Annotated in this window: 13 protein-coding genes; 5 read left to right on the forward strand and 8 right to left on the reverse strand. The window is 71.0% G+C overall.

Annotated elements, in window-relative coordinates; translation table 11 throughout:
• Positions 1 to 276 precede the first annotated feature (276 nt).
• On the forward strand, positions 277 to 732 hold the full coding sequence (locus FPZ41_RS26395) for a universal stress protein (RefSeq protein ID WP_322620749.1): 456 nt from the start codon (positions 277 to 279) through the stop codon (positions 730 to 732).
• A gap of 277 nt (positions 733 to 1,009) precedes the next feature.
• On the opposite strand, the gene FPZ41_RS26400 is transcribed toward FPZ41_RS26395, so the two are convergent.
• Positions 1,010 to 2,179, reverse strand: a complete 1,170-nt coding sequence (locus FPZ41_RS26400; protein WP_152866183.1) for a CapA family protein — start codon at positions 2,177 to 2,179, stop codon at positions 1,010 to 1,012.
• Between the two features lie 232 nt (positions 2,180 to 2,411).
• Between FPZ41_RS26400 and FPZ41_RS26405 the strand changes: the two genes are divergently transcribed.
• The 3 genes from FPZ41_RS26405 (at position 2,412) to FPZ41_RS26415 (ending at position 4,484) form a co-directional block, all read left to right on the forward strand.
• The gene (locus FPZ41_RS26405; RefSeq protein ID WP_131565131.1) at positions 2,412 to 2,957 is read left to right on the forward strand and encodes a sigma-70 family RNA polymerase sigma factor; all 546 of its coding nucleotides are present in this window, start codon (positions 2,412 to 2,414) and stop codon (positions 2,955 to 2,957) included.
• A gap of 199 nt (positions 2,958 to 3,156) precedes the next feature.
• Positions 3,157 to 3,672: a hypothetical protein gene (locus tag FPZ41_RS26410; protein ID WP_152866184.1), complete on the forward strand. Its 516-nt coding sequence runs from the start codon at positions 3,157 to 3,159 to the stop codon at positions 3,670 to 3,672.
• 155 nt (positions 3,673 to 3,827) lie between these two features.
• Positions 3,828 to 4,484, forward strand: a complete 657-nt coding sequence (locus FPZ41_RS26415) for a zf-HC2 domain-containing protein (RefSeq protein WP_152866185.1) — start codon at positions 3,828 to 3,830, stop codon at positions 4,482 to 4,484.
• Between the two features lie 66 nt (positions 4,485 to 4,550).
• On the opposite strand, the gene FPZ41_RS26420 is transcribed toward FPZ41_RS26415, so the two are convergent.
• Both FPZ41_RS26420 and FPZ41_RS26425 read right to left on the reverse strand, forming a co-directional pair.
• The gene (locus tag FPZ41_RS26420) at positions 4,551 to 5,411 is read right to left on the reverse strand and encodes an Fpg/Nei family DNA glycosylase (protein ID WP_152866186.1); all 861 of its coding nucleotides are present in this window, start codon (positions 5,409 to 5,411) and stop codon (positions 4,551 to 4,553) included.
• A gap of 83 nt (positions 5,412 to 5,494) precedes the next feature.
• Complete coding sequence (locus FPZ41_RS26425) at positions 5,495 to 7,624, reverse strand: SpoIIE family protein phosphatase (RefSeq protein WP_152866187.1); 2,130 nt, start codon at positions 7,622 to 7,624, stop codon at positions 5,495 to 5,497.
• 132 nt (positions 7,625 to 7,756) lie between these two features.
• Here FPZ41_RS26425 and FPZ41_RS26430 point away from each other — a divergent pair, with 132 nt between their 5' ends.
• Positions 7,757 to 9,193 (forward strand): lipase maturation factor family protein, encoded by a 1,437-nt coding sequence (locus FPZ41_RS26430; RefSeq protein ID WP_322620750.1) that lies wholly within the window; start codon positions 7,757 to 7,759, stop codon positions 9,191 to 9,193.
• Here FPZ41_RS26430 and FPZ41_RS26435 read toward each other — a convergent pair.
• The 5 genes from FPZ41_RS26435 to FPZ41_RS26455 are packed head-to-tail and all read right to left on the reverse strand — an operon-like array spanning position 9,181 to position 13,451.
• Entirely contained in the window at positions 9,181 to 10,032 is an 852-nt protein-coding gene (locus FPZ41_RS26435) for an amidohydrolase family protein (protein WP_322620751.1), read from the reverse strand. The two genes, FPZ41_RS26430 and FPZ41_RS26435, sit on opposite strands and share 13 nt — an antisense overlap.
• A complete protein-coding gene (locus FPZ41_RS26440; RefSeq protein ID WP_322620752.1) occupies positions 10,029 to 10,343 on the reverse strand; it encodes an L-rhamnose mutarotase in 315 nt (104 codons plus the stop codon). Before FPZ41_RS26440 ends, FPZ41_RS26435 begins: the two co-directional genes overlap by 4 nt.
• Positions 10,340 to 11,332: an aldo/keto reductase gene (locus FPZ41_RS26445; protein ID WP_322620753.1), complete on the reverse strand. Its 993-nt coding sequence runs from the start codon at positions 11,330 to 11,332 to the stop codon at positions 10,340 to 10,342. Before FPZ41_RS26445 ends, FPZ41_RS26440 begins: the two co-directional genes overlap by 4 nt.
• A complete protein-coding gene (locus FPZ41_RS26450) occupies positions 11,329 to 12,093 on the reverse strand; it encodes an SDR family NAD(P)-dependent oxidoreductase (RefSeq protein WP_152866188.1) in 765 nt (254 codons plus the stop codon). The genes FPZ41_RS26445 and FPZ41_RS26450 overlap by 4 nt, the downstream gene beginning before the upstream one ends.
• Positions 12,090 to 13,451: an L-fuconate dehydratase gene (locus tag FPZ41_RS26455; RefSeq protein WP_322620754.1), complete on the reverse strand. Its 1,362-nt coding sequence runs from the start codon at positions 13,449 to 13,451 to the stop codon at positions 12,090 to 12,092. Before FPZ41_RS26455 ends, FPZ41_RS26450 begins: the two co-directional genes overlap by 4 nt.
• Between the last annotated feature and the right edge of the window lie 64 nt (positions 13,452 to 13,515).

The raw sequence follows: 13,515 nt of genomic DNA on the forward strand, positions 1-13,515 counted from the left end.
GGGCCCGGGGTCGTCTCCCCGCCGAGCAGAGCGGCCACACCGGCGGCACCGGACGCGCCCACGACGGCGGCCCCTGCCATCAGCATGCGGCGTCGCGTAAACATGTGATCGTTCGTCATGACTTATCAGTCGCCGGTTTCCCGGCCGACTCACCCCAAGGACACCGGTATGGCTGTATGAAAACACCCGGCGGGAGCAGTGTGTTCGGGGTTCGCGCAGCCGTTCGGGCCATGCCCTGTCCGATCCGGGACCAGCGGATTCGATAGCCTCGCAACTGTGACAGAGCAGCACCAGTTCGAACGGGGCACGGATGGGCCCCGGGTGATCCTCGTCGGGGTGGACGGCTCCGACTCGTCGTTCCGCGCTGCGGCCTACGCGGCCGGTCTGGCCCGACGGCAGCACGCCCTGCTCGCCGTGGTGTACGTCCAGCCGGTGATGGCGGCTGGGGCCGCGCTCGGCGTGCCGGCCGCGCAGACGACCGACGAGATCGCCGAGGGCCTCATCGCGGAGATCCGTCAGGCCACGGAGCGGGTCAGGGGCCTGTTCGACATGCGCTGGGAGTTCCACACCTTCCGTGGCGACCCGTACAACGGGCTCGTGAAGGCGGCGGACGACCTGAAGGCGGACGCCGTCGTGGTGGGCGCGTCCGAGCAGGCGGGGCACCGGATCATCGGTTCCGTGGCGATCCGGCTGGTGAAGGCGGGGCGCTGGCCCGTCACGGTCGTGCCCTAGGGCGTGTTTCGAGAGTCCCGCCTGGCACGCGACGCCTGGCACGCACTCCCCCACTGCCTCAAGGGCGTGGGGGCACCCCCACCAGGCGTTGCCGAAACACCCGAATAGCTCCGCCATTAGGGCGCTCCGGCGCCTTGCGATCGCACGCTCCCCCACGCTCGGCTTCGCTCGCGCGGGGGACCCCCATCGCCGCCGCGGGGCCCGCCCTTCGGGCGGACGACGGGACTTTCGAAACACGCGCTGGACATTCACGCCGCCCGGGCACAGGGCTGTCCGGTCACTGCCCCATGACCAGCCCGCCCTCGGCGGCGCCCCGGCTCAGGACCACCTGGCGAATACGATCGCGTACGGAGGTGCCGTCCGCTCCCTGTGCGATGGCCTCGTTGAGATTGACGACGCGGCCGGGTCCCACGTCGAACCACTGCGGGATGTACTCGGCCTTCTTGACCTCCCAGCGGGCACCCTTGCGGGCCGGCGGGGCGAAGGTGAAGCGTGCGATGGAGCTCTCGTTGCCGCGCGGGTCCTGGGCGCCCTGGTGGTTGACCATGGCGCCTGCGATCTGGTCGCCCATGCCGTAGACGACCCAGGTGCCGTTGACCTTCTCGTACGCCTGCGGGACGTGGGCGTGGGTGCCGATGATGAGGTCGATGTCGGGGCGGCCGCCGGTGCGGGCCACGGTGAGCCGCTGGGCCAGGTCGATCTGCTGCGCGTCGGGGGCGTCCTGCCATTCGGAGCCCCAGTGCAGGGAGACGACGACCACGTCGGCGCCCTTCCTGCGGGCGGTCCGGGCGTCGGCGAGGATCCGGTCGGGGTCGATGAGGTTGACGGCCCAGGGCTGCCCCTCCGGGAGCGGGACGCCGTTCGTGCCGTACGTGTACGCGAGGTGGCCGACCTGGGCCCCACCCGGGGCGCGCAGCAGGGTGATGCCGCCCGCCTCCTGGGCCGTCCGGGCCGAGCCCGCGTGCTGTACTCCCGCGCGGTCGAGCGCGTCGAGGGTGCGCTGGACGCCTGCGCCGCCGGCGTCGAGCGTGTGGTTGGAGGCCGTGGAGCAGCCGTCGTAGCCGGCGTCGGCCAGGGCTTCGGCCACCTCGGGCGGGGACTTGAAGGCGGGATAGCCGGTGTAGTCGCCGTTCGCGCCGTAGACGGTCTCCATGTGGCAGATCGCGAGGTCCGCCCTGGACACGACGGGCTTGACGCCCGCGAGCATGGGGCGGAAGTCGTAACCCGCGCCGCGGGCGTCCGCGCCGGCCTGGCGAATGATCGAGGCATGCGGCAGGACGTCTCCGGAGGCGACGAGCGTGAAGCCGCGGGCTTTTCCGGCGGAGGCGGAGGCCGTGCCATGGCCCGGTGTCCGCGTCGACGGGTCCTGGTCGGTCTGACATGCGGTGAGGCCCGCCAGAAGGATGAACGCGAGGGCAAGAGTCGTCTGCCGCATGCGTGTCGTCATCGATTCGCCCCGTTTCTGAGGTATTGATCGTATTGACTTATAAAGCAACACGAATCCGCATACGGGACCACTCGATCCTGGCCACCCTTAGCCCGTCCGGCGTGCCCGGCGGGGTCCTGGCGTGTGCCGGAACGGACCGTTCGTCGCACCGTTCGTCGACAGGTTCGACCGCCCGTCGCACACCCGTGACCGCCCTCTGTCCCCACGGGGCGTCCCGCGTTCCCATACGGCCATGACGGCCGGAACCACGATCACGAACGGGACGACCGCCGAGCACGAGCTGGCCGCATTGCAGCGGGAGCACGGCCGGCCCCTCTTCGCCCTCATGCTGCGACTGTCCGACGGGGACCGGCAGCGCGCCGAGGACCTGGTGCAGGAGACGTTCGTACGCGCCTGGCAGCACCCCGAAGCGCTCCGCGCGGACGATTTCACCTCCGTGCGCCCCTGGTTGCTCACGGTCGGGCGCCGGCTCGCGATCGACGCGCGCCGGGCTCGTCAGGCCAGGCCCGCCGAGGTGGGGGACGCCGTGCTGGAGAACGCGCGCGTGAGCGCCGATCACGCCGAGCGGTCGGCCGCAGCCCTCGACGTACGGCAGGCTGTGAAGACACTCACTCCCGAGCACCGTGAAGTCCTGGTGCAGGTGTATTTCCAAGGGGCGAGTGTGGCGGAGGCCGCCGAAGCCCTCGGCATTCCGCCCGGTACCGTGAAGTCCCGCGCTTACTACGCGCTACGAGCCCTGCGCAGGGTGCTTCCGGGGTACGCGACTGAACTGCGGTGAAACCGATCCCCGGGCAAAGCCTCCGTAAAGCGCCTTGCTGAGGACCCCGGTTGAGCAATCAGCTGTCTTCATCCGTGTTCCGGATGGGGCCCTGTCGCCGGGTTCGCACCGTCAGCTCTCCAGGCCGACGGCAATCCGGCACCAGGTCCCAGGACCCGGGTTCGGGCGACGCGCACGCACCGGAGGAAGGCAGGAAGGGATGCTGCACAGAGGGCAGGAGAGCACGGACGGCACCGGTGGCGGTGAACTGGCCGTCCCCATGGCGTGGTTGTACGCCGAGTACATCGCGGACGAACTACTGAGGACCGGCGACCTGATGCCACCGACGTCCTTCGAGTTCCGCGCCGGCCGGGACGCCCTGGCGCTCACCATCTTCCTCGCGGACACCGGTGGTGAGCTCTCCGGGATCCGGGTCGTCTCCCAGCTGGAGAACTGGCTGTCGCTGACCGCGTACGACCAACCGTGGCAGGACTGGGTGCGCGAGCGCATGGCGCTGCTGGCCGGCGAGGCGATCGAGTCGGGCGGGCCGTCCCCGGACCTGGACCTGGCCGCCGCGGCCTGGCGCTGGCTGGAGGAGACGGAGTTGCTCGCCCCCGATCTGGACGCGGTGCCGGGCGGCGGTGCGGTCATCGGTGAGGACGACGGTCCGAAGGTGTGGACACCGGCCTGGCGGCTCGGTCTGCCCCTCGGGCACCTGGCGATCCATCTTTTTTAGTTTTCGTTCAGTCTTCGACCAATCCGCGGGCTTGTCGGCTCCGAATGTCTCGGTTGCCATTCCGTGACCCAGCACTTGAGTGATTCGTCGGTCCGGTGCGTACCGGTGGTAGCAAGAAGCAACCCCCACCGCATCACCGGCTCAAGGAATTTGCCATGTGGTCCCAGGATCGTCATCAAGACGTCGGCGCCTATGCGTTGGGCGTGCTCGACGAGATGGATGCCTTCCAGTTCGAGGACCATCTCCGCGAGTGCCCCCGGTGCGCGGTGCAGGTCACCGAGTTCAGGCCCGCCGCCCGACAGCTGATGCTGTACCGGCAGGCGACACCGCGCGCGGTGCACCCCTTCGCGGGTCCCGGCCCGCGGCTGATCGACCGGCTGCTGGAGGAGGTGGCCGCCCGGCAGCGGGCCGGGCGCCGGCGCTGGCTGTTCGCGGTCGCCGCCTGTGTGGTGTTCGCCGTGGGCGGGCCCGCCGTCGCGGTCCTCGCGGGGCCCGGCAAGCAGGTGAACACCGTCGCGGCGACCGACGCTGAGACGGGCGTGTGGGCCGAGGTCCGGGCCGAGGACAAGCTCTGGGGCAGCCAGATCGACGTGCAGGTCAAGGACCCGTCCGGGGGCCGCGCCTGTCAGCTCGTCGCGATCAGTGAGGACGGCTCCGAGGAGACGATCGCCAGCTGGATGGCGCCCAAGGGCACCGCCGAACCCTCCGACATGCATGGCGGCGCCGCCATGCCGCGCAAGGACATCATCCGGTTCGAGGTGCGCACGGCGAAGGGCGAGCGGCTGGTGGCGCTGGAGTCGCCGTGGCAATGAGGGGTCTCCCAGCCGAGCCGCTGCTCCAGGAGTGGACTGTCTGAGCAGCCGCACCTTGAGCAGCCGCTATTTGAGCAGCCGCGACAGCCGCCGGTCCGCCAGCGGTTTGCCGCCCGTCTGGCAGGTCGGGCAGTACTGCAGCGAGGAGTCGCTGAAGGAGACCTCGCGGATCGTGTCGCCGCAGACCGGGCAGGGTTCGCCGGTGCGGCCGTGGACCCGCAGCCCCGTCTTCTTCTCGGCCTTCAGCCGGCCCGCGGCCAGCCCGCGGGAACGCTCGACGGCCTCGGTGAGCGTGGTGCGCAGCGCCTCGTACAGGTGAGTGATCTCCTCGGGTCCGAGTGAGGAGGCCAGCTTGAACGGGGACATCTTCGCGGCGTGCAGGATCTCGTCGCTGTACGCGTTCCCCACACCCGCGATCACGCTCTGGTCGCGCAGCACACCCTTGATCTGACGCCGCTCCCCCGCGAGCAGCTCCGTGAAACGCGCCTCGCCGAAGTCGGCCGCCAGCGGGTCCGGGCCGAGGCGGGCCACACCCGGGACCTCCCGCGGGTTCCGTACGACGTACACCGCGAGCCGTTTCTGGGTGCCTGCCTCCGTGAGGTCGAACCCCTCGCCGGTCTCCAGGGCGACCCGGAGCGCGAGGGGGCCCTTGCCCGGGCGGGGCGGGCCGTCGGGGAGGCGGTCCCGCCACTGGAGCCAGCCCGCTCGGGCCAGGTGGGTCACGAAGTGCAGGCCGTCCGCCTCGATGTCGAGGAACTTGCCGTAGCGATGCACGGACGTCACCGCGCGGCCCTCGAACGCGCTGACGGGAGGGTCGTACGTCTTGAGGACGCTGATCGCGACGGGCAGCACCCTGACGACCTCGTGGCCGACCAGGTGCTCGGCCAGGAAGTCCCGCAGCGCTTCGACCTCGGGCAGTTCCGGCATACGTCCAGAGTGCCATCCGGGCCGGGCGCCGCCATACGGGACGGGAGGGGCGAATGTGGGGTGTCGGCGCCGATGCAAAAGGTTCAGTGCTGGGCGGGCCCGGAACCCCGGTCGTCCCCATGACCCCGGTCGTCCCCATGGCCCCGGTCCGCCACCACGAACTCGCACCACACGCACTTGCCTCCGCCGCGTGCCTCCACGCCCCACACGTCCGAGAGCAGATCCACGAGGAGCAGACCACGACCGGAGACACCCGACTCCCCCGCGTCGCGGCGGCGCGGCAGGGCGCTGGAGGAGTCCTCGACCTCGACGCGCAGCCGCCGGTCGGAGCCGGTGGGGACACGCAGGCTGAGGATCGCGGCTCCTTCCGTGTGCATCAGCGCGTTGGTGATCAGCTCGTCGGCGACGAGTTCGATCTCGTCGGTGCGTTCGCGGGCGCCCCACCCGGACGCGGCGATCCGGATCATGTGCCGGGCCTCGGTGAGCGCCTCCGGTTCGCCGGACGCGATGTGCCGTTGGAGCGTCGCGGCGACCTGCTGCGCGGACGGGGCCCGGCGGCGCAGGAGCAGCAGTGCCACATCGTCGTCACCGCCGCGCTCGTCGGCGGCGTCGATGAGCCGGTCGGCGAGGTCGCGCACGTCGTCCGGTGCGGAGGCCACCATCGCCATCAGCGCCCGGATGCCGTCGTCGAGGTCGGCGCCGGGCTGCTCGACGAGGCCGTCGGTGCACAGCAGCAGGGTCTGGCCAGGTTCCAGTTCGACGGTGGAGACGGGGTACTCCAGGCGCCCGAACTCGGCGGACAGGCCGAGCGGCAGGCCGCCGTCCACGTCGATCCGCCGGCAGGTGCCGTCGGTGTGCCGGACCAAGGGGTCGATGTGGCCGGCCCGGACCACCTGGACCACGCCCGTCGACAGGTCGGCCTCGGCGTACAGGCAGGTCGCGAAGCGGTCGGTGTCGAGTTCGTGCAGGAACACCGAGGCGCGGGCGATCACGGCGGCCGGGGTGTGGCCCTCGGCGGCGTACGCGCGGAGCACGATCCGCAGCTGGCCCATGACGGCCGCCGCGTGCGTGTCATGTCCCTGGACATCGCCGATGACGGCGCCGACACGGCCGCCGGGCAGCGGGATCAGGTCGTACCAGTCGCCGCCGATGTCCCGGCCGAGGGAGGCGGACCGGTAGCGTACGGCGACGTCCGCGCCCGGGACGCTGGGGATGGAGCGCGGCAGCATGGCCTGCTGGAGGGCCTGGGCCACGTCCTTTTCCTGCTCGTAGAACATGGCCCGCTGCAGGCTCTGCGCGATGCCGCTGCCGAGTGCCACGAGGACGTTGCGTTCCTCCGGGGGGAAACCACGCCTGTCCTTGTAGAGCAGGCCCATCGCGCCGATGGGCCTCGCCTGGGCGATGAGCGGCAGATACGCGGCCGAGGTGATCTTCAGGTCGGTGATGTGCGGCCACAGCAGGGGGTAGCACTCGGCGAACTCCTCCGGCGACTCGATGAAGTGCGGTGTGAGGGTCCGCACCACCTCGTTCATCGGGTACTGCGCGTCGAGGCGGGTGAGCCGGGTGCCGGGCACCTGGCCGTCGGTGGGACCCGTGGCGACCACACGGATGCGTCCGCCCTCCACCAGGCCCATGACCAGGCTCATCGCACCGAGGTGGGTGGGGCCGTGGGGGTCGGCGAGGACGTCGATCACATCCTGGACGGTGCGGGCGTGGGCGAGGGCGGCCGTGGTCAGCTGCACGACGTTCGTCTGCCGGCGGCGGACCTCGTCCTCGGCGGTCCGCTCGTAGCGGGCCTCGGCGTCGCCGAGTTCCTGGGTGGCGTCCCGGACGATGCCGATGATCCGGTGCGGCCGACCCGTCCCGTCGCGCAGGATGCGCCCCTGGGCGTGCGTCCAGCGCAGCGAGCCGTCGCGGCGGCGGATGCGGAAGTACGCCCCGTAGTTCTCGCTGCCGTCCTTCAGTGCCTGGGAGACGAGGCTGTCGAGCCGCTGCCCTTCCATGGGCGGCACGCGCGTCGACAGCGCCATCGGTCTGCCGTCGAATTCGTCGGGGCGCACGTCGAGGACCTCGTGGGCCCGGGCGTCCATCCGCATGATGCCCGCGTTCAGGTCCCAGTCGAAGCCGCCCATGCGGTTGAGCGCCAGGATCGGATCCGGGTGGACCGGCCAGTCGTCCGGGAGTGACCGGGCGCTCGCTCCCCGATCAGCCATGGGGACACCATGCCAGGATTTGTCCGAATAATCGAGTGGGGTGTCCAGTTTCCGAACTGCTTTCGTTCACTATTGTCAGTAGTGCACCTGTCTGGCCAGCACCCCAGGAGCACCGAGCCGGGAGCAGCGCGCGTGGAGTGGTTCACCGTCCCCGACTACTGGATGAGCCGGTTGGTCTTCCAACGGGCTCTGGCTGTCATGTATCTGGCCGGCTTCCTCACCGCGGCCCTCCAGTTCCGCGCGCTGATCGGCGAGCGCGGGATGCTGCCGGTCCCCGTGTTCCTGCGGCGGGTCACGTTCCGTCAGGCACCCGGCGTGTTCCACGTGCACTACTCGGACCGCTTCTTCGCGGCCTGGGCCTGGACGGGCTGCGCGGTGTCGGTGGCGCTGATCGCGGGGCTGGACTCGCTGCTGCCGCTGTGGGGCGCGATGGTGCTGTGGCTCGTGCCGTGGGTGATGTACCTGTCGATCGTGAACGTCGGCCAGACCTGGTACTCGTTCGGCTGGGAGTCGCTGCTGCTGGAGGTGGGCTTCCTAGCCGTCTTCCTCGGCAACGACGAGGTCGCCCCGCCGGTCCTCGTGCTCTTCCTGCTGCGCTGGGTGCTGTTCCGCCTGGAGTTCGGCGCCGGGCTGATCAAGCTGCGCGGCGACGCGTGCTGGCGGAAGCTGACGTGTCTGTACTACCACCACGAGACGCAGCCGATGCCGGGCCCGCTGAGCTGGTTCTTCCACCACCTCCCGAGGCCGCTGCACCGGGTGGAGGTGGCCGCCAACCACTTCACCCAACTCGTCGTGCCCGTCCTGCTGTTCACCCCGCAGCCGATCGCGACGGCCGCCGCGTCGCTGATGATCCTCACCCAGCTGTGGCTGGTTCTGTCGGGCAACTTCTCCTGGCTGAACTGGATCACCATCGTGCTCGCCCTGTCCGCCGTGGACTACGGCGGCACCGCACCGGCGGGCGTGCCCGGAGCACCACTCTGGTACGAGGTCGTCGTGATCGCCGCGACCGCGCTGGTGGTGGGCCTGAGCTACCACCCGGTCCGCAACATGATCTCCCGCGGCCAGGTCATGAACCGCTCCTTCGACCCGTTCCACCTGGTCAACACGTACGGCGCGTTCGGCAGCGTGAGCCGCGTCCGGTACGAGGTCGTGGTCGAGGGCACGGCGGACGAGTTGGCGCGGGAGAATTCCGAGTGGCGGGAGTACGAGTTCAGGGGCAAGCCCGGCGATCCACGGCACTGGCCGCGCCAGTTCGCGCCGTACCACCTCCGGCTCGACTGGCTGATGTGGTTCGCCGCGCTCTCCCCCATGTACGCCGGTGCCTGGTTCGGCGGACTGGTGGAGCGGCTGCTGGAGAACGACCGCGACACGCTGAAGCTGCTGCGCCGCTCCCCGTTCCCGCCGGACGCCCCGCCCCGCTATGTCCGCGCCCGGCTCTTCCGCTACCGCTTCACGACATGGCGGGAGCTGCGGGAGACGGGCGCGTGCTGGCACCGGACGTACGTACGGGAGTACCTGCCGCCGACCCGCCTGGCCGGTGCGGACGTCGTACGCGGTCAGAGGCCGTAGACACGCGTGGCGGTTCCCTCGAAGATGTCCTTCTTCTCGTCCGGGCTCAGCCCGAGCACCAACACGCCCGAGCCATGGGCGACTTCGGCGTACGTCGCCGCCAGGGTGCAGACGGGCCAGTCGGAGCCGAACATCAGCCTGCCGGGACCGAAGGCGTCCAGCACCGTGTCGGCGTACGGACGCAGCTCCCCCGTGGGCCAGCCCGAACGCCACCTCCCCGGGTCCGTCTCCGTCACCATCCCCGACAGCTTGCACACGGTGTTGGGGAGTTCCGCGAGCGCGTGGACGTCGGACGCCCAGGGCTGGAGTTCTCCGGAGGCGATGAGCGGTTTGCCCAGATGGTCGAGGACGAAGGTGAGGCCGGGCAGGGCGGCGGCGGCCCTGACGCAGGCCGGGAGCTGATGAGGCAGCACCACCAGGTCGTACGCGAGGCCCGCCGCGGCGACCGCTTCGAGTCCCCGGCGTACGTCCGGGCGGAGCAGCCACTCGGGGTCGGGCTCGCCCTGGACCTGGTGGCGGATGCCCTTCAGATACGGTCCGCCGGGAAGTTCGCGCAGCCGGGCCAGTTCGTCGGCGACGCCGGGGCTCGTCAGGTCGGTCCAGCCGACCACTCCCGCGATCAGCTCGTGTCGCTGCGCGAGTGCCAGGAACTCCGGGGTCTCCTCGGCGACGGTGATCGTCTGCACGAGGACGCTGCGGTCGATGTGCAGGGCACGGGCCTCGGGTTCGAAGTCCGCCATGGTGAAGTCACGGCGCAGCGGCTGGAGCTCGGGACCCGTGATCCAGTCCTGGTCGCGTACGGAGAGGTCCCACACATGGTGGTGGGCGTCGACGGTCACGGCAGCTCCCACACGACGGGCAGTCCGGCGTCCGCACCCTCGCCGGAGTAGTCGTGGACGACGTCGAGCAGCTCGGCCATCCGGGCCTGCCACGCGATGTTGACCGGCAGCTTCTCCAGTTCGGCCAGCAGACGGGCGTAGTCCTCGCACTCCAGGACGTGGAAGAGGTCGGTGCCGCTGCGCCAGATGGTCCAGGAGGCGGCTCCGGCGCTGCGGATCGCGTCGGTGAGCTCCTTCGGGACCTCGCGGTGCGCGGCCTCGTACTCCTCGACGCGGTCGGCTCGGACCTTGGTGTGCAGGGCGACTCTCACGGCGTCTCCTCTCCGGACGCGGGTACGGGTGCGTCCTTGGGCAGCAGTCCCTCGGCGACCAGTTCCCGCCAGAAGTCCGCGGGCACGACGGCCGCGAACTGCTCTGCTCCGTCGCGGGCCTCGTCCGCCGAACGGGCGCCGACGAGGACGCTCGCGACGGCCGGATGCGCACCGGGGAAGGCGAGCGCGGCGGCACGCAGCGTCGTGTCGTACCGTTCGGCGATGGCCTTCAGCTTCAGGGCCCGCGCCACCAACTCCTCAGGAGCGGAAGCGTAGTTGTAGGTAGCTCCGGGCTTCGGGTCTGCCAACAGGCCGGAGTTGAAGGCACCGCCGACGACCACGGAGGTCCCGTGCTCCTCGGCCGCGGGCAACAGGTCGGCCAGCGCGCCCTGTTCGAGGAGGGTGTACCGGCCCGCGCAGAGCACCACGTCGACGTCGGTGTCCTTCACGAAACGGGTGAGCATGGCCGACTGGTTCATGCCCGCGCCGATCGCCGCGACGAGGCCCTCGGCGCGCAGTCGTTCCAGCGCGGGGTAGCCCTCACGGAAGGCCTGTTCGGCTTGGTCGTCCGGGTCGTGGAGGTAGACGACATCCACGCGGTCGAGGCCGAGCCGCTCCAGGCTGTCCTCCAGGCCCCGGCGTACGCCGTCGGCACTGAAGTCCCACACGCGGCGGTGGGTGGCGGGTACGGCGAAGCCGTGGGCCAGGTCGTCGCCGTGCCCGTCGGCGGGTTCCAGGCGGCGGCCCACCTTGGTGGAGATCACGTACGTGTCGCGCGGCCGCTCCCGCAGGAACGCGCCCACGCGCCGCTCCGCCAGGCCGAGGCCGTAGTGCGGCGCGGTGTCGAAGTACCGGATGCCGGCCGACCAGGCGGCGCTCAGTGCCGCGTCCGCCTGCTCGTCGCCGACCTCCGTGTACAGGTTGCCGATGCCGGCCGCGCCGAAGGACAGCGCGCTGACGTCGACGCCGCTCCTGCCGAGCGTGCTCACTGGCCCACCGGCCGCAGCCGCAGCCCCTGCATGCCGCCGTCCACCGCGAGCGCCATCCCGGTGGTGGCGCCGGACAGCGGGCTCGCCAGGTAGGCGACGGCGCCGGCGACCTCGGCTGCCGAGACGAGACGGCCGGTGGGCTGGCGGGCTTCGAGGGCGGCCCGTTCGGCGGCCGGGTCGGCGGCGGCGCCCAGCAGGCGGCCGACCCACGGGGTGTCCACCGTGCCGGGGTTCACGCAGTTCACACGGATGCCCTCACGGACATGGTCGGCGGCCATGGCGAGGGTGAGGGAGAGGACGGCGCCCTTCGACGCGGAGTACAGCGCGCGCTGCGGCAGACCGGCGGTGGCAGCGATGGAGCAGGTGTTCACGATGGCGGCGTGCGCCGACTCACGCAGGTGGGGCAGGGCGGCGCGGGTCACGCGCGCCATGCCGACGACGTTGACGTCGAGGACGCGGTGCCACTGCTCGTCGTCGTTGTCCTCGACCGTGCCCTGGGCGCCGATGCCCGCGTTGTTGATCAATACATCCAGTACGCCGTGTCCGCCGAGGTCGGCGACCGCCGCGGCCACGGCCTCGCGTACGGAGGTGTCGTCGGTGACGTCGGCCCGGTAACCGAGCAGGGGCTTCTCGACCGAGGAGGGGTCGAGGTCCAGGACGGCGACCCGGGCGCCACGGGCGGCGAGGAGTTCGGCGGTCGCCCGGCCGATACCGGAGGCACCGCCCGTCACCAGCGCCCTGAGACCCTCGAAGTCGCTCATGCCGCGTGTCCCTTCTTCTGCGTCTCGAGGTCGGCGGCCCAGAAGGTGCCGCCCGGGAACGTGTACTCCGCGATGGACTCCGGCCGCATGGTGGCGGAGAAGCCCGGCGCGGTGGGTGCCGTGTAGTGACCCTCGCGGATCACCACCGGGTCGAGGAAGTGCTCGTGCAGATGGTCGACGTACTCGATGACCCGGTTCTCGATGGTGCCGGACAGGGCCACGTAGTCGAACATCGCCAGGTGCTGGACGAGCTCGCACAGCCCGACCCCGCCCGCGTGCGGGCAGACGGGTACCCCGAACTTGGCCGCGAGCAGCAGGATCGCCAGGTTCTCGTTGACGCCGCCGACGCGGGCCGCGTCGATCTGGAGGACGTCGAGGGAGCCCGCCTGGAGGAGCTGCTTGAAGACGATGCGGTTCTGGACGTGTTCGCCGGTGGCGACCTTGACGGGGGCGACGGCCTTGCGGATCGCCGCATGGGCGAGCACGTCGTCGGGGCTGGTCGGCTCCTCGATCCAGTACGGCTCGAACTCGGCGAGCGCCGTGACCCACTGGATCGCCTCGTCGACGTTCCACCGCTGGTTGGCGTCGATGGCCATGCGGATGTCCGGGCCGACGACGGAGCGGGCGACGCGGCAGCGCCGTACGTCGTCGGCGAGGTCCGCGCCCACCTTCAGCTTGATCTGCCGGAACCCGTCGGCGACGGCCTGGGCGGCCAGCCGGGTGAGCTTCTCGTCGCTGTAGCCGAGCCAGCCCGGGGAGGTGGTGTAGCCGGGGTAGCCCCGTGCGAGCAGCTGGGCCTTCCGGCCCTCGGCGCCTTCCTTCCCCCGTCGCAGCAGCTCCAGCGCCTCGCCCGGGGTGAGCGCGTCCGTGATGTAGCGGAAGTCGATCTGGCGGACCAGCCACTCGGGTTCGGCGTCGGCGAGCAGCTGCCACAGGGGCTTGTGGGCGCGCTTGGCGGCCAGGTCCCACACCGCGTTGACGACCGCGCCGATGGCCATGTGCATCACGCCCTTCTCGGGACCGAGCCAGCGCAGCTGGCTGTCGCCGATCAGGTCCCGGAACAGGGAGCCCGGGTCGTCGCACAGCTCGTCGACGGACCGTCCGACCACATGGCTCCGCAGGGCGTCGATCGCGGCGACCTGGACATCGTTGCCCCGCCCGATGGTGAAGGTGAAGCCGTGCCCCTCCAGACCGGCGGACGCGTCGGTCGCGTCGGTGCGCAGCACGACGTACGCGGCCGAGTAGTCGGGGTCCGGGTTCATCGCGTCGGAGCCGTCGAGCTCGCGCGAGGTCGGGAAGCGGATGTCGTAGGTGTCGACCGCGGTGACGCAGGAGGGGGTGCCGGGGGTCGGGGACACGGAAGGCCTTTCGGTCGGTGACTCGGTGACTCGGTGACTCGGTGACTCGGTGACTCGGTGACTC

The organism is Streptomyces acidicola, from assembly GCF_009377235.1.
GTDB lineage: Bacteria > Actinomycetota > Actinomycetes > Streptomycetales > Streptomycetaceae > Streptomyces > Streptomyces acidicola.